Raw genomic sequence first — 21,553 nt, 5'->3', positions numbered from 1 at the left:
AACAGATTGAGTATGAATGCAGATTTAATTTCTAAATATTTTACGACACTCACTGATACCCAGATTCAACACTTCAAGGGCTTAGAAGCACTTTATCAAGATTGGAACCAAAAGATAAATGTGGTGTCTCGTAAAGATATCGATGAACTGTACCTGCGACATGTATTGCATTCCCTTGGAATTGCTAAAATTCAGAGTTTTAATGAAGGCTCTAAAGTTTTAGATGTTGGAACGGGGGGTGGATTTCCTGGTATTCCCCTTGCAATTCTATTTCCTAATACTCATTTTACTCTAGTTGATGCAATTGGAAAGAAAATTAAAGTTGTACAGGAAGTTGTTGAGGGACTTCAATTGGAAAACGTAACCGCAAAACATACTAGAGTGGAGGATTTAACCGGCCAATTTGATTTTATTGTTAGCAGAGCTGTTGCGGCCATGCCTACTTTTGTGCACTGGACCAAAGGAAAAATTAAAAAAGACTCGACTCATGAAAGAAAAAATGGAATTTTCTATTTAAAAGGCGGTGATTTGACAGAGGAATTGAAAGATTATAAAACAGTCGAAACCTTTGATTTAAAAGAATATTTTAAAGAAGATTTTTTCGAAACTAAAAAAGTAGTGTATTTACCACAAAAGTTTAAGAGTTTCTCCTAGGTATTCCGCACGTTATAGTACACTATTCTGCACTTTCTTGAGTAGTCCTTGGTGTACTCCCATAGTGCAACAAATTGTTCCCGCCACTTGTATATATGCTGTTTCATATCAATATGGATTAATGGGTTAGAATTGATTAATTACATTTAATTTACTATTGCTTAACGTTAAATTTACATATAAAATTGTGTTTTTCCAACGATCAGTTGTAGTAATTTGGAAAAACAATGTGATTCCTATGGAAGTTTAAAGGATAATTTGGTGCCGTTTGATGATGATCAGATTGCATCTATTCAGTATGTTGAAAAGTGAGTTTAACTTTTTATTGTAAACACTATTTCAAGAAGAATTTTTTTGAAATTCTCTTACTGAGAAGTAAATACATCATTGTTTTTTTCTATTCCTAGAAGTTTGCCATTGTACCAATATTCAGTCGATGTCCTTTGTCCGTTTAAGTTATGGTAATAGTGCTGATTAATTGGTTTACCGTCTTTAAAAACTCCTTTGTATTTAGGATTACTATTCTTATGATATTCCCGATGGACACCATCTCTTTTTTGGTTAAGAAATCTCGTCTCTGTTTTTAGTACCCCATTGATGTAATATTCCTTGAAAGCCTGTCTTTCTTTGTCGTTACCTAAAAATTGGGTTTCTCTTTGGATTTTAAGTGATCCATCTTTATAAAACTCCCAGTGCAAAGTCATTTTTAATTTATGGGCGAATCCTTCACTAAAGCTATAAAAATGGGCTTTGCTTAGTTCAAGACTACCAGCTTTATGAAACTTGTGCACACTTATTTCTTTGCCAAATACATGATAATGTGAGCTTAAAAGTTTCTTGTCTTGTCTATATAAAAGTGAGTTTCCATGTTGTAAGCCACAATGGTAATTGCGTTTGGATTTTACTATGCCATTTTCATAATATTCTAGCCACAGACCATGTTTTTTACCTAAACCAGTTTTTAATTCATCACTATAATAATGCTGCGTTTTGCTCTGGGCACACTCTTTCGTGGTATTACACTCTTCAAATTGGCCTTCAATTTTTATTCTGCCATTTTCATGATACTCTGCATATAAACAGTCCAAAGCATTTTCCTTAACATCACTTTTTACTTGCTCATTTATATGTTTTTCAATATTTGATAATTGCATATATCCTTTATTTGGAAATTCAGAATAAAAGAGAATCAAGTAATATTTGGAGCAACTCATTTATACATTTTACTAAATGTGTTCAATGGGATGAGTCTTACGTGTAGAAATATATTGAAAACTTTGTCCTGATAAAGGGATGATCTTATGACTACAGCTTCTCGGTTTATGAATGATAGACTGAAAGATACCGTCTGAAAGTGTTAGCTGTTCATTTTTAATATTTTACATCAAACCATCCAACATACGGTCAATGTGATTTTTGCCAATGGAGGTCTTTTTTGAACGTAAGGATGAAGTATTTTCCCCTGAAAAGGAAAAAAGGTAGCGCCAATATTAATTTAGAATATCATTATTAAGTAACCACGGCTCAATAAATTCAAGTAGGTTATAAGGTTTTCCAGTTTGTGTATTATTAAAGTTGTGATCTCCGTTTTCTAGAATTTGAACGTGGAAATTTGGATTGTTCATGCTTTGTAGCTCATGAAGTGTGGCATCTACAGGAATAACAGGGTCGTGAGTTCCCAGAATCCACAAGGTTTTTGCTTTTAGTCCTTTAAGAATATTCCTAGGGTCGAAGCCTTTGGTGCCGTTAAATTTTTGAAGTTTTAAATGTGCTTCTGCTATTGACAGTTTGTTTACACTTTCGTCACCATCACCTGTCAGTTGGCTAAAATAATGTTCTTCACCCGCAGAAACGGCTACCCCTTCCCCAATGATGATAAAATCAATATTCTTGTTTTTTGATGCTGCCAATGGCATTATCCATCCAGCTTGACTGCCACCAATCAATCCTATTTTTGTTTTTTGAAGTTCTGGCTGCTTTTTTATCCATGACAAACAAGCCAAAACATCAGATGCAAGTAGATTGAACCAATTTTCGCTTTCTTCAACGTTGAAGAATTGATAATTCCCTTCTGATTTTCCTACTCCCCTTTTATCATATGCCAATACGGCCATGTTAAGTTTGGTCCCTATTTTGGTATAGTATGTCATGTCTTCGTACCTAGAGGGAGCTGACCCATGAACAACAATCATTGCACCTTTAATCCGGTTTTTATTTTTAGGGGTGTAGTATGCAGCATTTAATAGAATGCTGTCGTTTGAAATCATAACTTCCTTCTTATCATACCCTTCAAACAGAGTTTGGTTTACTTTTATAAGAGGCATGTTACAAATAGGGCAGTTTCCTGATTCTTCAAAATCCGTGCGGTGACAATCTGAAGCACAAGGAGGGCAACGAAACGTATCTTTTTGTGCTTTAATTCCAAAGCATGCCAAAAAGGAAAAAAGAACTAAAAGATGGGATGACCAGACCATGTTATTGTTTATAGCTTCTTATAGACCTTTTCATCATTTTCTAAAGAATACCCTACAATTTTGTTTTCATCATTTCTTTTAAAGAAAATTTGATCGTCACCTATATTTGAGAATATGTCATCCTCTTCATGATAAAGTGGATAAACAAGTTCATCTATCACCGTGTAAAGGTCACCATCTTTTTTATTGATTTTCAATGTAATTTGATTGCCATCTTTGTACTCATAAAGCCCTTCAAAAGCAATAAGGTCTGCAGTGGATATTCTGTTTTCATATGGATTGTCCGAAGATAGGATTAGTCCATCTCCAAGTTGCCAATTATCATATTCCATATTGTATGCAATACGTTTAGCAGCATTTAACCCATGTAATTTTGCAACCAAATGCAGTGCGCCATCTATTCCGGCGGATATTCCTGCCGTTGTGATTACCTTTCCATTGTCCACAAAACGAACATTCTTACGCACATTTATTTTAGGGTAATTGTTTTTCAGATTGTCCAGTGAACTGTGGAATGTCGTTGCTGTTTTTCCATCCAATATGCCTGCTTCGGCCAAAATAAAAGCTCCGGTACAAACGGAAAAATGATATGCTACATTTTCTTGTTTTTTAATCCATTTCATTACCTCCGGGTTTTTAGAGGTTGGTGATGCATTACCTCCAAAAAATGCCAAGATATCCGCTTCGGGAGCATTTTCTATAGTATAATCTGGAATAACACTAAGAATGCCTTGTGACTTTATTGGTTCTTTGGTGGCGGAAACAGTGAAAACGTTAAACCCGGCATAGGACAATACCTCCATGGGGCCGGCAAAATCAAGAACTTCGACTCTGTCCTGCAAATAGAAGGCGATGGTCTTTAAATCTTCTTTTTTCATAAGTTTCATGTTGCAGAATGAACATATTCCGGGATTGTCATGTTCATCATTGTCACATTTAAGCCCGCAAGGAGGGCAAACATATATTTCAGATGTTTTGATGCTATTTTGGGGATAACTAAATGCAATTCCAAAAAGCAATAGCAATGGTATTATTAATCTGCTCATTTTTTTGATTTTTGATGTTCCTCAAAATTAATGTAGCAGGTCTGTTTTAGGAAGGACAACGATGCGCAACATTGGGACAATAACTAACGTAGTTCTGAAGGCAGGGAAGAGGTGTGCTTTTTAAGTAGGGTTCTTAATTGATTAGTGCTTTGAAATCCACATGCCATAGATACAGCTTCTACTTTAGAGCCACTGGAAAGTAATTGTACAGCACGTTCAACACGAAGCTTATCCAAATAATGCCCAATGGTAATCCCAGTGGTTTTCTTAAATAGACGAGTTAGGTTTCTTGGACTCATATGAACATTTTCAGCAAGCTCTTCTATTTTAAGTTTTTTATCAAAATTTTGTGCTAGTGTATCCTGAGCTTGATGGATACGATTGTCCAAATGATTCCTGTATTGAAGGAAGACGCTAAGTTGTGGGTCGTGTTCCGTTCTACGGAGGTATATCACTACTTCTTTAGCGATTTTTGTAGCGAAAACAGGTCCATAGAGTTCTTCTAAAAGAAATAAAGCCAAATCTATTCCTGATGAAACTCCAGCGCTGGAATATAGATTACCGTCTTTAACGATTAATCTATCTGAACGCAGTTTTGTATTCGGAAACCTTGATTGAAACTCCTCTAAATATTTCCAATGGGTAGTGCAATTTTTTCCATCAAAAAGGCCTGCAAAAGCTATGACGTATGCACCAGTACATACAGAACAGATTTTAGCACTGTTTTGATTTTGTTTTTGTAACCACAGAAAAAATTGCTGGTTTTGTTGTACAAATTTTTCATCAAAAAATAGATGGGATTCCAAACCTGGAATAAAAAGAAGATCATGAATTCCTAATGTAAAGTTTTCAAAACCCTCCAAATTACCTAGGGAAATCCCAGCACTTGATACTTCTTTGTTCGAGGTGTTTAGGCCTAAATAATGAGTTTCAATCTGGGCGCCGTACTCATTTGCTTCATAAAAAAGATGGGCCGGACCTGCCATGTCCAGAAGCTGCACTTCTGGTGGTACAAGAAAGAAAGCTCTATGTTTACTTTGGTTCTTCAATTTTTACAATAATATCGAAGTATTTTTTAAGATAGGTCTCGAATTGGTCTTCGTTAAATTCAATTTCTTTGGTTTTTGACCCTTTAGTAATTTTTACTTTACTGTTATTCAGTGTAACACGCCCAATTTCAGTGCTTATGGAAATCACCTTTTTTTGGGTAAAATGTGATTCGCTACTGGTTTGGTGATAGTCGCACATATCCTTAAATTCAGATAATTTGTGCTGTTTTGTACTAAAGATATACTGTGGTGTTAAAACATTATTTTTTTGTTCGGACACCCTCAAATAATCTTTGTCATAATTATCAAAAACAAACTTTCCGTAATCATCAACGAGGGTTTTATTAAACTTTAATGGAAGAGGTTGTAATGAGAATTTCCCAAAACCCACATCGACCAGAAATTGTTCTGTTCCAATGTTTGCTAGGATGGCCATGTGGTCATTCACTTTACCGTACTGTTCTTTTTCTGAATATACCCTTGCGGAAATAATTTTTACATTAAATCCAATCTCCTTTAGAAGCGTATAAAAAAGACTGTTAAGTTCGTAACAGAACCCACCTCTCTTACGATTAACAATTTTCTCAAAAATGATATCCATGTCCAAAACAATTTTGTTTTTATAATGGATATCTAGATTTTCAAAGGGCACACTTAACAAGTGTGCCCTTTGAAGTCCAAACAAAGTTGGTTTGTCAATTTCAACCTCCTTATTGTATTTTATTCTATTCAAATAGGCTGAAACGTTCATTGTGTGTGGTTTTTTTACCCCAAAAATGGATATCTATAATCTTCTGGTGTAACAAAAGTCTCTTTTATTAATCTTGGAGATACCCAACGCAATAAGTTTTGAGCAGAACCAGCTTTATCATTGGTACCTGAAGCTCTTGCTCCTCCAAATGGTTGTTGTCCCACTACAGCGCCGGTTGGTTTATCATTAATGTAGAAGTTGCCCGCACAATTTTGAAGAGCCTTGGTAGCCTCGTCAATTGCATAACGGTCAGTGGCTAAAACAGCACCCGTTAAAGCGTATTCCGATGTTCCATCCACTAATTCCAATGTCTTTTGCCAATCTTCATCGTCATAAACATATATGGTAACAACTGGTCCAAAAAGTTCGGTACACATTGTCGTGTATTTTGGATCCTGGGTTAGGATAACGGTAGGTTCAATAAAATAACCTACAGATTTGTCATAGTTACCTCCGGCAATTATTTCAGCATTATTGTCAGCTTTGGCTTTGTCAATGTATTTAGCAAGCTTATCAAAAGAACCTTCATGTATTACTGCTGTAATAAAGTTGCTCATATCCGCTGGAGACCCAGGTTTATTGAATGATTCAATATCGGCCTTTACTAAATCCAGTATCTCATTTGCGGTAGACTTTGGTAAGTATACCCTGGAAGCAGCGCTACATTTTTGTCCCTGGAATTCAAAAGCTCCCCTGACAATTGCGGTTGCAACCTGGGCAGGTTTTGCGGTTGGATGCGCAACGATAAAATCTTTTCCACCGGTTTCCCCAACAATTCTAGGATATGTTTTATAGGTATGGATGTTGTTTCCAATTTGCTTCCACAATTCTTTGAATACAAAAGTGGAACCTGTGAAGTGCAGTCCAGAAAAATCTGCATGGGATAAAATCGTATTTGTAATCATCACTGGATCTCCGAAAACTACGTTGATAACACCATCTGGAAGCCCAGCTTCTTTAAAGACGTCGATAATCACTTTTGCAGAGAACACTTGGCTATCACTTGGTTTCCATACCACAACGTTACCCATCATTGCGGCACTAGCAGGAAGGTTTCCAGCAATAGCTGTGAAATTGAAAGGAGTTATTGCATATACAAAACCTTCTAATGGTCTATATTCCACGCGGTTCCAAATGCCATCTGCAGACTCAGGTTGTTCTGAGTAGATTTGCGACATGTATTCCACATTAAATCGAAGAAAATCTATAAACTCACAAGCTGCATCAATTTCTGCTTGGTGAATGGTCTTGGACTGCGCCATCATTGTAGCGGCATTTATTTTTGCACGATAAGGTCCTGCGATAAGGTCTGCAGCTTTTAAGAATATTGCAGCGCGTTGTTCCCAGGTCAAATTGGCCCATGCTTCTCTTGATTCCAATGCATTGGAAATAGCTTGATCAATATGTTTTTTTTCTGCAAGATGATACTCACCTACAACATGAGCATGCTCGTGTGGGGGAGACATTGTTCTAGTATTTCCCGTTTTGATTTTCTCTGCTCCAATATAAAGCGGAACCTCTACTTTTCCGTTGTAATATGCGTTGTATTGTTTTAGTACATCTTCGCGTTCTGGAGTACCTGGCGCAAAGCTTTTTATAGTCTCATTATAAGCCGTTGGAACTTGAAAAAAACCTTTTCCCATTATGATGGATTTTTAGATGTTAAAAATTCCGTCAAAGGTACTAAAAGAAAAAAGTATTTACAGATTAATAATTACAAGATATCGTAATTGAATAAACGAAAATAAAGAACCCTTTTTTTTAATTTATCGCAAATGGAGCCGCAAATTTGAAAGTAGGAATATCTACTTCAAATTCTTCCGTTGAAGCGAAATTGACCATGTGGTAATAACCTCGCATTGCACCAATAGGGGATGCTAGCAAACAACCTGAACTATAAGTATGGGATTTACCTGGTTTGATAACCGGTTTTTTGCCAATTACGCCTTCACCGTCAACAGTTTCTATTTCTTTAAGTGCATCAAAGATATCCCAATGTCTAGCAGTCAACTGTACAGCGTCCTTACTTTGGTTTTCGATGGTAATCGTATATCCAAAGGCATAGTGCATTTTGTAGTTTTTGAAAAATGTACCTTCAAAAGTGGTTTGCACCGATACTTTGATTCCTTTTGTGATTTGAGTAAACATATATTAATAGGTAAAGACACTCCCTGTAAACAACACAATGATGACGAATAATGCCAGCAATGTGAACATTGTGTTTAAAAAGATGTATTTTAAAATCGTTTTAATCCTTCCTTGCCCGTAAAATCTTCTCATGGCCTTGTACAGGTAAAAACCGAAAATCAGTAAAAACAATCCTGCACTTGCCATATTGAAAATAGTATCAATTATAAGGCTAATAATCAGCAAGATAAATAATAATGACTGGTTGTGGAAACTAAAGATAAGATGATCGGTGTAGGTGTATTTTTTCCTGATGTATGCCACCCGAAGGAAAACCGTGAAGATCGGAAGAAAGAAGAAAATGACCAAAGGTAGCTTTGCAATCGTATTGTTTAAGTAGGTTCCGGGCTGTGCAATAGCTTTAAGAGAACTCTTGGATCCATTAAAGGCAACTTTGTTTCTCCATGACTCATTGGCTCCATATTTTTCTTTTGCCTCTTCAAAAGTTTTTATTGAATCCTTTTGTAAAAAAGTAAAGAAAAACTCCATTCTTGCTCCAAGTCCTCCAGCATTCTTATTCTGAAGGTTTTCAAAGTATTTTCGGGGATTTACAAGCATAAATGAATCTTTTTTTGCTTCTGCTCTTACACCTTGATTTATTAAATTTTGTAAGGAGTCCAAATTTTGAATACCTGGAATTCTTTCCAAATTTCTTATGGAGTCCAACTGACCTAGTACTTCATCGGTCTGTTTTTTGGTATCTGTGCTATCCGCTGTCTTAAAACCATAACTAAGGGGGCCTGTCTTCTCAATTTTGTCTTCTAAGCCAAGACTGTCCAAATTGGAAAGACTGTTATCATAAGTGGCCATTAGGAAATACAGAAATGCCAAGCTCAATAAAAAGCGAAAAGGATTGGTGTAGGCTATTCGTTTTCCTTTAATGTAGTCTTTGGTAATGGTTCCGGGCTTAACCAAGAGTGCATATAACGTCTTTAAAAGCTTCGAGTCGTAATTGATGATACTTGAGAAAAACTCATCCCAAAAATCTCTGAGAATTAGTTTTTTGGTGCTATTGGCTTGGGAGCAATTGGGACAATATTTATCACTTACGTCAAGAAGGTGACCACAATTAAGACATTTGGTTCCCCTAAACTTAAGTTCGTAGCGGCCTTTGGTTATTAAGGTTGGTTTTTTATCCTCCATTCCATTTCAAGGATTAGGAGCTAAAGATAATTAATTACTGATATTTCTAGAATTGACGGAGCCTATTCCTATAATGCTATCATACATATCACCAAAGTCACGGTAATAAACAAGAATGAGATAATTGTTTTCGGTGAAGTGAAAGTTTCCGCTTACATAATTAAGATCAATCGTGTCATCTTCCCGTTCAACTATGTATTTGTAATTATAAAAGCCTTGCTTCATTACAAGTGTAAGTTCCATCTTTCCTGTATCCGAATTAAAAATCATTTTGTTTTCTTCCCCTAAATCATAGTTATTGAATTTTCCAAAAACGTAAACGTTGTCCAATCCAATCTCGTTTGAATAAGGGAGGCTAAAATGAACCTCTGTATATTCTGCTTCCCTGGACACATCTTCACCTTGTAAAGTTCGTATCACAAAGTCACCATTTATATCAGGAAAATAGGTATAAGGTCTGTCATACCTATAGGTATTGGTAAATAGGTAATGATTATACAATTCCTTGAACTCAATTTTGGATATGGCAAAGGTTGGTGACCTTAAATCTTTTGTATCGAAATTTAGGAACTCATTGCCTCCATAAAAACTTGTTTCTTGGTCATATTTATATACGAGTTCGGTGCCAACCGTAAATTGGGGCTTTATATTGTACAGCGCCGTTGGCCAAAAGTGATTTTGTAAAATGGCCACTTTAACTTCTTTTTTTGGGTTGACCACGGGAAACCCGGCAGTATTGATATTAAATTGAACTACCTGTTTTTCATTTAGAAAGTTAAAATCCCTGGAGCGTTTTACTGTGCCCCCAACAGTCACCAAATCTCTATAGACCAAAAATCTACGTGAAAATTGCAAATCACCATAACTGTTATAGATTTCTATGACGTAGTTGCCACTTACTTTTAAACGGACATTCTCATTGGGTATGGTCAGTTTATAATTGGAGTAGGGTTGAAGCGTGGTATAACTATTTTCATAATCAATAATACGCTGGTTATCTATTCCCACTAGATATTGGGATTTTAAAAGTTGTGATGGAGTCCAATCGTAATCACAATGTATTATTTTATAATAGTAGTCTTGTTCATTTGCGGTAAGATCATCAAACTCCAAAGTCATGGATTCCCCAAGTTTGACCAGAGGGAATTGATCCTCTGTTGGACCTTTAAAAACTACGGACTTTATATTGACCGGAGGATTTACTTCTTCCTGTACCTGTGCAAAAAGATTTGAAACTATGAAAAAGAAAAATACTTGTTTAACTAAAAAGCGCATTTAGGGCCTATTTTTTTGGGTAAAGGTAAACAAAAAGTGTGCCCATGATGAAAGGTGGATTATCTCGGTTCAATTTCTTTATTTAGAATAAATATAAATAATTAACACACCATCTTTTGAAGCATGTATTTTCAACGATATGCGTTAAATTTGCGACATATTTCTTTAACAAAAGGTCTATAACAATATGTCTAAAGACATCCGGATTAAAAAAGGGTTAAACATCAACCTTATCGGGGCAGCAGAACAGACTACTTCCAAAGCCGTTTTAAGTAACGTATACGCCCTAAACCTAGATGATTTTCATGGAATAACACCAAAAATGTTGGTAAAACAGGGGGCCGAAGTTAAAGCAGGGGAACCTCTTTTTTACAACAAGAACAAAGAGGATATGCTCTTTGTGTCTCCGGTAAGCGGAGAATTGGTGGAAATTGTTCGTGGAGCCAGAAGAAAAATTTTAACGCTGAAAATTCTTGCAGATAAAGAGCAAGAGTATATAGCGCATAAAATATTTGATATTGAAAAGTCTGATGGAGAGGGTGTCAAGAACTTTTTGTTAAAATCAGGTGGCTGGACATTTATTAAACAGCGACCTTATGATATCATTGCAAATCCTGAGGTAACTCCTAAAGCCATATTCATATCCGGTTATACTACAGCGCCTTTAGCTGCGGATACCGATTATGTTTTAAAGGGTAAAGAAGCGGAGCTGCAAGCTGCAATTTCTGCTTTGGGCAAGTTGACACCCGGTCCAGTGCATGTTTCGGTTGGTGGGTCAGGTAATTCCCCTCTTGAGAAATTGGACGGAATCACACTTCATAAAGTATCTGGACCACATCCCGCGGGGTTGGTGGGAACCCAAATAAATAAAATTGACCCAATTAATAAAGGAGAAGTGGCTTGGACATTAGCCCCACAAGACCTGGTGATTATTGGAGAGTTATTGTTAACGGGAAAGTTTAATGCGGAAAGGACAATAGCACTTGCAGGTTCTGTTGTAAAAGCTCCAAAATACTACACTACTAAAATAGGTGCTGAGATTTCTACCTTTTTATATGGAAGTGGAGTTAATCAAGATAAATTTAGGTTGATTAATGGTGATGTGCTTACAGGTTCAAAAACAAACCCTGAGGGGTATCTTGGATTCTACAACAATACAGTAACTGCTATTCCAGAAGGTGATGATTATGAGTTTTTTGGATGGAATAAGCCAATTTTCAATAAAATCTCATCTACAAGGGCATTGACCTTTTCATGGATGCAGCCTAACAAGAAATACGATTTGGACACGAACACCAATGGAGAGCATAGAGCTTTTGTGGTAACGGGTCGTTACGAAGATGTTTTTCCGTTGGATATTTACCCACTACAATTACTCAAAGCTTGTATGGTGAAAGACTTGGACGAGATGGAGCAATTGGGATTGTATGAAGTTGCGCCGGAAGATTTCTCATTAACGGAATTCATTTGTATTTCTAAACAACCGCACCAACAAATAATCAGGGAAGGATTGGATTTGTTGCATCAAGAAATTGGATAATATGGGTATGAAAGAAAAATTACATCAGATTAAAGAAAAATACAAGGGTAAAAAAATGGCTCCTGCATTTAATGCAATCCATACATTTTTGTACATGCCCAATGAAACTACCCATTCTGGTAGTCATGTTCGTTCCGCTGATGATTTAAAGCGTACCATGAACACGGTAATCATGGCTTTGGTTCCTTGTCTTTTGTTTGGAATCTTTAATGCAGGGTACCAACATTATTCGGCAATCAATGGTTTTCCATCAGAGTTTTCTTTGATGGAGCATTTTATTACCTGGGATAACTTTTGGTTGGGTGCAATTACTATATTACCAATTGTTGTTGTATCCTATGGAGTAGGACTTGCTATCGAATTCTTGTTTGCAGTAATAAAAGGTCATGAAGTAGAAGAAGGATACCTGGTGACAGGAATGTTGGTTCCTCTTATTGTTCCTGTGGACACACCACTATGGATGTTGGCTGTTGCTGTTGCTTTTGGTGTTGTCATCGGGAAGGAAGTTTTTGGGGGAACAGGAATGAATATCTTGAATCCCGCTTTGACCATACGTGCGTTCTTGTTTTTCGCCTATCCTACTTGGATGAGTGGCGATAAAGTTTGGGTACATGGGGCCAAAGAAGGAGTGACTCAAGCAGGTTCTGCCGACGCTATTTCTGGTGAAACAGTTTTAGGATATTTGGCACAGGGGAATACTGAGTTTACTTATTCGCTTTCAGATATGTTCTATGGATTTATACCTGGTTCAGTAGGGGAAACATCGACCTTGTTAATTCTACTGGGTGGATTGTTTTTGATTTTTTCAAAAATAGCCTCATGGCGAATCATGTTAAGTGCTGTAATTGGATCCCTTGCAATGGGATTGATTTTTAATGGTATTGTTGCCGCGGAATGGATTCCAGAGTACAGTAAGTTCTATGGATTAATGAGTTTTGAATACTGGCAACATTTGTTGGTGGGAGGTCTTGCTTTTGGTATCGTCTTTATGGCGACCGACCCCGTTACAGGGTCGCAGACCAATAGAGGTAAATGGATATATGGATTCTTGATTGGATTTATGTCCGTTATGATTCGAGTTTTCAATCCAGGTTATCCAGAAGGTGTTTTCTTGGCAATCTTGTTGATGAATGTTTTTGCACCTACCATTGACCATTATGTGGTAAGAGGTAATATCAAAAGAAGAATGAAACGATTAAAGACGGCTACCATATACCCAAAAGTTACAGATGGTGCTGAAGCATTAAAAACGGAAACAGTATAATAATGGGAATTAACACAGATAAAAACTCATATACCGTAATCTTTGCAATCATAATGGTTGTAATTGTAGGTTCTGTCCTTGCTTTTTTGGCATCTGGCCTAAATGATAGAATCAAGGAAAATGAACGTTTTGAAAAACAACAGAATATCCTTTACGCCATGGGTGTAAATGAGAATACCGAAGATAGTGGGGTAAATTTTATTCCCACAGATGTGGTTGAGGGTGAGTTTTCAAAATACATTAAAGAACAATATGTTTTTGTGGATGGTGATGTTCAAAAAGATGACCAAGCCTTTTTGATTGATATGAAGAAGCAGTTGGCTGCCTTTAAAAGTGGAGGTGAAGCACGGTTGCCTATTTTCATTGGTGAAAAAGATGGCAAGAAATCATATATCCTGCCAATGTACGGTAAAGGATTATGGGATGCCATTTGGGGCTTTATTTCGGTTGATGATAATATGACTGTTCAAGGAGTTTATTTTGATCATAAAGCGGAAACCCCCGGTCTTGGCGCAAATATTAAAATGCGCTTTTTTATGGACGATTTTATAGGTGAATCTTTGTTGGAAGGTAAAAGTTATGCCGGCGTAAGTGTAGCAAAAGGAAACAATGACCCATTGAACAATGATAAAGAAGATAATGAAGTTGATGCACTTGCAGGTGCAACGATCACTGGAAATGGAGTTTCAGCGATGATAAAAGAAACCTTAAAGGTTTACAAACCTTACTTAGAAACCATTAGAACAAACTAATATGGCATTGCTTTCAAAAAAAGATGCAAATCTAATTTTAGACCCATTAGCGGATAACAATCCAATAACCATTCAGGTTTTGGGAATCTGTTCAGCATTGGCAATTACAGCGGAACTTAAAGCCTCTTTGGTAATGGCAATCTCGGTAATTTTTGTACTGGGAGTAGGTAACGTGGTCATTTCGTTGATGCGTAACGTGATTCCTTCAAAAATCAGGATTATCGTTCAACTTATCGTTGTGGCAACCTTGGTAATTATTGTAGACCAGGTTTTAAAGGCATTTGCGTATGAGTTGAGTAAAACCCTTTCGGTTTTTGTTGGGTTGATTATTACCAACTGTATTATCATGGGGCGTTTTGAGGCCTTTGCTTTAGGTAATGGTCCATGGAAATCCTTTTTAGATGGCATTGGTAATGCACTTGGCTATGGAGTAATACTGATCATTGTTGGATTTTTCCGTGAGCTTTTTGGTTCAGGGACCTTATTTGGAATTCCGGTATTGGGAGATCCAATAGCGAAGACTGGGCTATATGCAACAGGATATGAGAACAACGGATTTATGATTATACCACCAGCAGCATTGATAGTTGTGGGTATCATCATTTGGGTGCAGCGTTCAAGAAATAAAGCATTAATAGAAGAAGCATAAATAAGAGAATATGTTAGAACATTTAGAACTGTTTTTTAAGTCCATCTTCATAGATAATATGGTATTTGCGGTCTTTTTGGGAATGTGTTCCTATTTAGCCGTATCAAAGAAAGTGGCAACAGCCGTAGGATTAGGAGCTGCCGTTATATTTGTTTTGGCCGTTACGGTACCTTTAAACTGGTTGTTAGATCAATACTTATTGAGAGATGGGGCATTGGTTTGGTTAGGCCCGGAGTATGCCGATTATAACCTTAGCTTCCTATCATTTATTCTGTTTATCGCTACCATTGCAACGATGGTACAATTGGTGGAGATTGTGGTGGAAAAGTTCTCTCCCTCACTATACAACTCTTTGGGTATTTTCTTGCCTTTGATTGCGGTAAACTGTGCTATTTTGGGAGGCTCCCTGTTTATGCAGGCAAGAGAGATTCCAAGTTTGGGATTGGCGTTCAATTATGGGGTTAGCTCTGGTATTGGATGGTTCTTGGCTATTTTGGCCATTGCAGCGATTCGGGAAAAAATAAGATACTCAAATGTACCAGCTCCACTTCGTGGATTGGGAATTACATTTATCATTACTGGTTTGATGGGAATTGGGTTCCAAAGTTTTGGTGGAATGCTAACAGGTGACAATGAACCACCTGAGGGAACAGAACCAGTTACAGCGGAAAAAATTGAAGAAAAAGAAATTAAAAAAGAGATTGAAGACGAAGACAAAGCAGTCTCTTATAATGAAGTCATAAACGAATAAAGATGATATTAGCTACAAGTACAGGTGGTACTATTTTAATTACGGTAGTTGCATTTCTAGTTTTATTATTGCTTTTGGTAGCGTTGTTACTTTTCACCAAAGAAAAGCTTTCACCTTCTGGGCCAGTAACCTTGACCATTAACGGAGAGAAGCAAATAGAAGTGGCTTCTGGTGGTACTTTACTTTCTACATTAGGAAACCAAAAAGTGTTTTTGCCATCAGCATGTGGTGGTGGTGGAACCTGTATTCAGTGTGAATGCCATGTGCTTTCCGGAGGCGGTGAGGCATTACCAACTGAAACACCGCATTTTTCTAGAAAAGAGCTACAACATGGCGCGCGTTTAGCTTGTCAAGTTAAGGTAAAGCAGGACATGGACATTACGATTCCAGAAGAAGTCTTTGGAATTAAAAAATGGGCGGGTAAAGTGGTGCGTAACTATAATGTTGCTTCGTTTATCAAAGAATTTGTTGTTGAAATTCCTGAGGATATGAATTACAAAGCAGGTGGATATATTCAGATTGAAATACCACCTTGCGAGATAAAGTATTCAGATATTGATATTACAGCGCACCCTGCAGAACATGAAACTCCAGATAAGTTCAAGAATGAATGGGATAAATTTAATTTATGGCCACTTGTCATGAAGAATCCAGAAACGGTGGAGCGTGCTTACTCCATGGCCTCATATCCTGCGGAAGGTCGTGAAATCATGTTAAACGTACGTATTGCAACCCCGCCATGGGATCGCTCCAAAAATGGATGGATGGATGTAAACCCTGGTGTTGCCTCCTCTTATATTTTTGGATTAAAAGAAGGTGACCCTGTTACCATTTCAGGTCCATTTGGGGAGTTCTTTATCAATGAATCCGAAGCCGAGATGTTGTATGTAGGTGGTGGTGCCGGTATGGCTCCAATGCGTTCACACTTGTATCACTTGTTCAGGACTTTAAAAACAAATAGAAAAGTTACCTATTGGTACGGAGGTCGTTCAAAACGAGAGTTGTTCTACATTGACCACTTTAAACAATTAGAAAAGGATTTTCCAAACTTTAAATTCTACATGGCGCTTTCAGAACCTATGGAAGAGGATAATTGGAAAGTGAAAGAAGATATTGATGCTGATGGAGATGGCTTTGTAGGTTTTATTCATAACTGTGTTATAGATAATTACTTAAATCATCATGAAGCTCCTGAAGATATTGAGCTATATTTCTGTGGACCTCCATTAATGAACAAAGCAGTTCAGAAAATGGGAGAAGATTTTGGTATTCCAGATGAGAATATCAGATTCGATGATTTTGGCGGATAGTAGAATAGGCACCATATCACCTCGAGAGCAGTCAAGAGGTCAATAATAAAACCAAACCGATGTGACAGCGTCGGTTTTTTTATGGAAGAACGAAGACAACTTACGGAACAAGAACTTCATAACTTAGCCATGAATATTGTTGGAAAACAATTGGAAGAGGATGGTTTTGAATTTATGGGAATCAACAGCAAACCAAAAAAGAACCCCCAGTATGTTTGCCTCAAAGATAAAATGCTACATTTTATTGTGGTACGGAATGTTGAATACCCGAAAAGCACAACAGTTTTTGATAATGAATTGATGGGAAAGGTTAAAAATCATGCGGATAAGTTCGAAGCCAAGACTTATTTTGCAGGAGTTGGGCTTTCCAACGCATCTGACCAAGAACTTCCAGTATATTTAAATGAAGATTATATTGTTGATTATCAAGGGTTAATTGAGATTTAAATGATACAACGAATACTTTTTACATTTGGACTTACATTGCTTTTTGGATGCAACACCAATACATGGATAAAAAATCAAATTGCGGGTAATGCATTGGGCACTACCTATTCCATTATCTATATTTCAGACAAAGAAGAGAACTATCGGCAAGAGATAGATTCTGTTTTTCAGGTGATCAATCAATCACTTTCAACTTATATCCCAACTTCAGACATTTCAAAAATTAATAATGGCGATTCAACTATAACGGTGGATCATATGTTCCAAGAGGTTTTTAAGACATCTAGTATGGTATATGAGGCCTCCAATGGCTATTTTGACCCAACTATTGGTGTCTTGGCAAATGCTTGGGGTTTTGGTCCAGGAGAACAGCTAAAACTGGACAGCCTTAAAGTTGACAGTTTATTGAAGTATGTTGGTTGGGACAAGGTTAAACTAAATCATGATGGTACCATAACCAAAAATCACCCGGAATTACGTTTTGATTTTAATGCTGTTGCCAAAGGATACACCATTGACCGTTTAGGGGCTTTATTGAATGCTAAGGGTCTTGAAAATTATTTGGTTGAATTAGGCGGTGAGGTCATAACCAAGGGCCAAAATAGGATTTCAGGTAAACAATGGAGTGTGGGGATAGACGACCCCCAAGTTGAGGTTGGACGACAGCTGAAACAGATAATTGTTCTAGAGGATAAGGCCATGGCATCTTCTGGAAATTATAGGAAGTTTAGAATAGACCCAGAAACAGGAAAAAAGTATGTCCATACCATCAATCCCAAAACTGGATATACTAAAAACTCAAAGGTTTTGGCAACTAGTGTGGTAGCAAGTTCCTGTGCCGAAGCGGATGCCTACGCAACAGCCTTTATGGCTATGGATTTGGAGGATTCCAAGAGCTTGTTGACTAATCAAAACAATCTGGAAGCCTATATCATTTACTTGGATGAAAGTGGAGAAACGCTTGAGTTTATGACCCCTGGATTTAAAAGCTTGATTAAGTAATAATCATTTCCTGACAAAGGGAATGATTTCGCCTTTTGCCAATCTATATTGTTCGACTTCTTCTTCAGGTAATTTTTGAGTGTAATCCACTTCTTCAACTTTAAAGCCAATGCTTCTTAATTTGTGAAAGTAATCCCTGCCATAGATACGTACATGGTCATATTGACCAAAAATCTTGGCTCTTTCCTTTCTATCAGTTATGGAATCGTCTTCAAATGTTTCTTCTCTTTTTAAATCCTGCGGAATTTGAAAAATGCCCCAACCTCCTGGTTTCAGAATACGAAACAACTCTTGCATCGCTTTGGTATCATCTGGGATGTGTTCCAAAACATGATTACAAAGAATAACATCAAAAGAATCATCGTTAAAAGGAAGATTGCATATATCCGCTTTTACTTCCGCTAACGGAGAGTTCAAATCAGTGGTAGTATAGTCAATGTTTCCTAGTTTTTTAAACCTTTTATGAAAAGCTTGTTCCGGCGCAAAATGAAGCACTTTATTTGCTTTGGTAAAAAAGTCAGTTTCATTTTTTAAATACAGCCACAGCAATCTGTGCCGTTCTAAAGATAGGGTAGAGGGGGAGAGCACATTTTCCCTGGGATTTTCATAGCCATAAGGTAGAAATGCTCTAAAACTTTTTCCGTCAATAGGATCAGTGTAATTATTCCCTTTTAGAGAAAAGGCTATTAATGGTCTTACCCAATAACTTAGTTTTATAAGTAATGGTCTTGGGATAAGGTTCAAGAAAAATTTAAAGAGCCGTTTCATTTGGTTTTATCCTAGCAAAAGCAAGATGGTGTGGTCTAAAGTTGTAATTTTTTACTTCTAAACTCTGCTTCTTCGTTGTTTACAATACCAAGGGCATCATAAATATATTGGAAAGTGGAAAGCAGTTCGGGTTTTCCACCCACAAGGGCTACATCATGTTCAAAATGAGCACTGGGTTTCCCATCAGCTGTCAAAATGGTCCACCCATCTTTAAGCTGTTTTATTCTTCTGGTTCCCATATTTACCATAGGCTCAATGGCTACCACCATTCCATCTACAAACTTTTTTCCACGGCCGCGTTTGCCATAGTTGGGCATTTGGGGGTCTTCATGAAGTTCAGTGCCCAATCCATGACCTACCAATTCTCTTACGATACCATAACCATGGTTCTCACAATAATTTTGAATGGCAAAACCAACATCTCCAACACGATTTCCAAGCTTAAATTCGCGGATTCCCATATATAAGGATTCCTTTGTGATTCTGAGTAATTTTTTGGTGTCTTCCGCTACTTCGCCAACTTCAAAAGTATATGCATGATCACCATAAAACCCATTTTTGAATGCTCCGCAGTCTACAGACACCACGTCTCCATCTTTGAGCAATTCATTATTTGGAATACCATGCACAACTTGTGCATTTGGACTCCAATTCAAAGTATTTGGAAAGTCATACATACCCAAAAAACCAGGCTCCGCTCCTTGCTCTCGAATAAAATCTTCAGCCAGCTTGTCCAGGTGTAATGGATTTGCCCCAGGTTTAATCTCAGAGGCCAACATCCCTAAAGTTCTGGAAACCACCAATGCACTTTCTCGCATTAGTTCAATCTCCTCTGCAGTCTTAATCTTTATCATGGGGGCAAAGATAAGAGGAAATCAATTAATTACGGTTTGATAAGAAACAAGACAATTTTCCCTATATCAATGACTCTTGAGTCATTAGTGAAGGTTTTTCAACTCCAATTAATTTTAAAATAGTTGGAGCTATATCACCTAATACACCATCTTTTATTTCTTTAATATCATTGTCCACTAGTATAAGCGGAACAGGATTTGTTGTATGGGCTGTATTGGGACTTCCATCTGGGTTTACCATAGTGTCGCAGTTTCCATGATCGGCAATCACAATAGTTGAATAACCATTTTCTAAACCAGCTGCAATGACATCTTTGGCGCATTCATCAACGGTTTCACAGGCTTTAATTGCAGCTTCCATAATCCCCGTATGCCCCACCATATCTGGGTTGGCAAAGTTGAGGCATACAAAACTAGCCTCTCCTTTTTTCAATTCTGGTATAATGGCGTCCCTAATTTCATAAGCACTCATTTCTGGCTTCAAATCGTAGGTAGCCACTTTAGGTGAAGGACATAGAATTCTCTTTTCTCCATCAAAAGGTTCTTCTCTACCTCCATTGAAGAAGAAGGTTACATGAGGGTACTTCTCTGTTTCTGCAATGCGTATTTGTTTTTTTCCGTTTCTGGCTAGAACTTCTCCTAGCGTATCTTTCAGATTTTCTTTATCATATACAACTTTAACATCTTTGAACGAATCATCATAATTGGTCATGGTAACGTAGTACAAGTCCAACTTATGCATATTTTGTTCATGAAAATCTTGCTGATTTAGTGCTTGGGTGAGTTCCCTTCCTCTATCCGTTCTAAAATTGAAGAAAATGATAACATCTCCATTCTCAATTTTTGTTAAAGGTTTAGATAACGTATCGGTTAAGACCAATGGCTTAATGAATTCATCGGTAATACCTTCATCATAACTTTTTTGAATGGCCTTAGAAACATCCTGAACCTTTTCTCCTTCATTATTAACCAATACATCATAGGCCAATTTAACTCGTTCCCATCTTTTATCTCGGTCCATGGCATAATACCTTCCTATAACGGTTGCAAGTTTGGCATTTTTATCTGAGCAATAGTCCGTCACATCCTGCAAAAATTCTTTCCCACTTTTTGGATCTACATCCCTGCCGTCTGTAAATGCATGAACAAAGGATTTTTGCACCCCACTTTCATCACATGCTTTTATTAAAGCCTTTAGGTGGTCTATATGACTATGTACCCCACCATCACTTACCAAACCTAAAAAATGTACAGGTTTGTTGTTAGACTTGGCATAATTGAAAGCTTCCATTAAAACCACCTCTTGTTTAAGGGTATTCTCTTTTACGGCTTTATTGATTTTTGCCAGATCTTGATAGACTATCCTACCTGCTCCCAAATTCATGTGACCTACTTCGCTATTACCCATCTGACCTTCTGGAAGGCCTACATTCATTCCGTCTGTAAGCAGGTTTGCATCTGGGTATTTGGAATATAAAGAATCTACAAATGGAGTATTTGCTTGAGCTATGGCCGAAATTTTTGGGTCGGGAGATTTACCCCACCCATCCAATATCATTAGGATTGTCTTCTTGTTCATGATGTTGTATTGAGCTTCAAAAATATAATGATTTAGCTGGATGCCCTAGTCTTTTTGG

Annotated in this window: 21 protein-coding genes; 9 read left to right on the top strand and 12 right to left on the bottom strand. The window is 37.2% G+C overall.

What is annotated here, in order from left to right; translation table 11 throughout:
* Window positions 1–12: 12 nt before the first annotated feature.
* Window positions 13–654, top strand: a complete 642-nt coding sequence (rsmG, locus tag LV704_RS03705; RefSeq protein ID WP_163421682.1) for a 16S rRNA (guanine(527)-N(7))-methyltransferase RsmG — start codon at window positions 13–15, stop codon at window positions 652–654.
* 365 nt (window positions 655–1,019) lie between these two features.
* Here rsmG and LV704_RS03700 read toward each other — a convergent pair whose 3' ends face one another.
* From LV704_RS03700 to LV704_RS03660, 9 genes are all read right to left on the bottom strand, one after another.
* Entirely contained in the window at window positions 1,020–1,808 is a 789-nt protein-coding gene (locus LV704_RS03700) for a toxin-antitoxin system YwqK family antitoxin (RefSeq protein ID WP_163421683.1), read from the bottom strand.
* Window positions 1,809–2,144: 336 nt separating this feature from the next.
* Entirely contained in the window at window positions 2,145–3,128 is a 984-nt protein-coding gene (locus LV704_RS03695; RefSeq protein ID WP_163421684.1) for a S9 family peptidase, read from the bottom strand.
* A gap of 8 nt (window positions 3,129–3,136) precedes the next feature.
* Complete coding sequence (locus tag LV704_RS03690) at window positions 3,137–4,174, bottom strand: DJ-1/PfpI family protein (RefSeq protein WP_205597871.1); 1,038 nt, start codon at window positions 4,172–4,174, stop codon at window positions 3,137–3,139.
* Window positions 4,175–4,257: 83 nt separating this feature from the next.
* Window positions 4,258–5,223 carry a GlxA family transcriptional regulator gene (locus LV704_RS03685; protein ID WP_163421685.1) on the bottom strand — a complete coding sequence of 322 codons (966 nt, stop codon included), beginning with the start codon at window positions 5,221–5,223 and terminating at the stop codon, window positions 4,258–4,260.
* A complete protein-coding gene (locus LV704_RS03680; RefSeq protein WP_163421686.1) occupies window positions 5,207–5,974 on the bottom strand; it encodes an arylamine N-acetyltransferase in 768 nt (255 codons plus the stop codon). Before LV704_RS03680 ends, LV704_RS03685 begins: the two co-directional genes overlap by 17 nt.
* Window positions 5,975–5,988: 14 nt before the next feature.
* A complete protein-coding gene (gene pruA / locus LV704_RS03675) occupies window positions 5,989–7,617 on the bottom strand; it encodes an L-glutamate gamma-semialdehyde dehydrogenase (protein WP_163421687.1) in 1,629 nt (542 codons plus the stop codon).
* Window positions 7,618–7,735: 118 nt separating this feature from the next.
* On the bottom strand, window positions 7,736–8,122 hold the full coding sequence (gene apaG, locus LV704_RS03670; RefSeq protein ID WP_163421688.1) for a Co2+/Mg2+ efflux protein ApaG: 387 nt from the start codon (window positions 8,120–8,122) through the stop codon (window positions 7,736–7,738).
* Window positions 8,123–8,125: 3 nt separating this feature from the next.
* A complete protein-coding gene (locus LV704_RS03665) occupies window positions 8,126–9,304 on the bottom strand; it encodes a DUF3667 domain-containing protein (RefSeq protein WP_163421689.1) in 1,179 nt (392 codons plus the stop codon).
* 30 nt (window positions 9,305–9,334) lie between these two features.
* Window positions 9,335–10,579 (bottom strand): DUF5103 domain-containing protein, encoded by a 1,245-nt coding sequence (locus tag LV704_RS03660; protein ID WP_163421690.1) that lies wholly within the window; start codon window positions 10,577–10,579, stop codon window positions 9,335–9,337.
* Between the two features lie 187 nt (window positions 10,580–10,766).
* Between LV704_RS03660 and LV704_RS03655 the strand changes: the two genes are divergently transcribed.
* The 8 genes from LV704_RS03655 to LV704_RS03620 all read left to right on the top strand — a co-directional run bounded on the left by LV704_RS03655 (window position 10,767) and on the right by LV704_RS03620 (window position 18,294).
* The gene (locus LV704_RS03655; protein WP_163421691.1) at window positions 10,767–12,119 is read left to right on the top strand and encodes a Na(+)-translocating NADH-quinone reductase subunit A; all 1,353 of its coding nucleotides are present in this window, start codon (window positions 10,767–10,769) and stop codon (window positions 12,117–12,119) included.
* 1 nt (window position 12,120) lies between these two features.
* Window positions 12,121–13,383, top strand: a complete 1,263-nt coding sequence (locus LV704_RS03650) for an NADH:ubiquinone reductase (Na(+)-transporting) subunit B (RefSeq protein ID WP_163421692.1) — start codon at window positions 12,121–12,123, stop codon at window positions 13,381–13,383.
* Window positions 13,384–13,385: 2 nt separating this feature from the next.
* Window positions 13,386–14,135: a Na(+)-translocating NADH-quinone reductase subunit C gene (locus LV704_RS03645; RefSeq protein WP_163421693.1), complete on the top strand. Its 750-nt coding sequence runs from the start codon at window positions 13,386–13,388 to the stop codon at window positions 14,133–14,135.
* 1 nt (window position 14,136) lies between these two features.
* Window positions 14,137–14,784 (top strand): NADH:ubiquinone reductase (Na(+)-transporting) subunit D, encoded by a 648-nt coding sequence (locus LV704_RS03640; protein WP_055393825.1) that lies wholly within the window; start codon window positions 14,137–14,139, stop codon window positions 14,782–14,784.
* Window positions 14,785–14,794: 10 nt separating this feature from the next.
* On the top strand, window positions 14,795–15,535 hold the full coding sequence (nqrE, locus tag LV704_RS03635; protein ID WP_163421694.1) for an NADH:ubiquinone reductase (Na(+)-transporting) subunit E: 741 nt from the start codon (window positions 14,795–14,797) through the stop codon (window positions 15,533–15,535).
* A 2-nt stretch (window positions 15,536–15,537) separates the two neighbouring features.
* Entirely contained in the window at window positions 15,538–16,845 is a 1,308-nt protein-coding gene (nqrF, locus tag LV704_RS03630) for an NADH:ubiquinone reductase (Na(+)-transporting) subunit F (RefSeq protein ID WP_163421695.1), read from the top strand.
* 81 nt (window positions 16,846–16,926) lie between these two features.
* Window positions 16,927–17,292, top strand: a complete 366-nt coding sequence (locus LV704_RS03625) for a Na(+)-translocating NADH-quinone reductase subunit F (protein ID WP_163421696.1) — start codon at window positions 16,927–16,929, stop codon at window positions 17,290–17,292.
* Entirely contained in the window at window positions 17,293–18,294 is a 1,002-nt protein-coding gene (locus LV704_RS03620; RefSeq protein WP_163421697.1) for an FAD:protein FMN transferase, read from the top strand.
* 3 nt (window positions 18,295–18,297) lie between these two features.
* On the opposite strand, the gene LV704_RS03615 is transcribed toward LV704_RS03620, so the two are convergent.
* The 3 genes from LV704_RS03615 to gpmI form a co-directional block, all read right to left on the bottom strand.
* Window positions 18,298–19,062 carry a class I SAM-dependent methyltransferase gene (locus LV704_RS03615; RefSeq protein ID WP_163421698.1) on the bottom strand — a complete coding sequence of 255 codons (765 nt, stop codon included), beginning with the start codon at window positions 19,060–19,062 and terminating at the stop codon, window positions 18,298–18,300.
* Between the two features lie 35 nt (window positions 19,063–19,097).
* The gene (gene map / locus LV704_RS03610) at window positions 19,098–19,916 is read right to left on the bottom strand and encodes a type I methionyl aminopeptidase (protein WP_163421699.1); all 819 of its coding nucleotides are present in this window, start codon (window positions 19,914–19,916) and stop codon (window positions 19,098–19,100) included.
* Window positions 19,917–19,977: 61 nt separating this feature from the next.
* Window positions 19,978–21,495 carry a 2,3-bisphosphoglycerate-independent phosphoglycerate mutase gene (gpmI, locus tag LV704_RS03605; RefSeq protein WP_163421700.1) on the bottom strand — a complete coding sequence of 506 codons (1,518 nt, stop codon included), beginning with the start codon at window positions 21,493–21,495 and terminating at the stop codon, window positions 19,978–19,980.
* Between the last annotated feature and the right edge of the window lie 58 nt (window positions 21,496–21,553).

This window comes from Flagellimonas sp. CMM7 (genome assembly GCF_021390195.1).
Taxonomy (GTDB): domain Bacteria; phylum Bacteroidota; class Bacteroidia; order Flavobacteriales; family Flavobacteriaceae; genus Flagellimonas.
The sequence above is the reverse complement of the archived record's forward strand: the minus strand, read 5'-3'. Positions and strand labels throughout refer to the sequence as shown.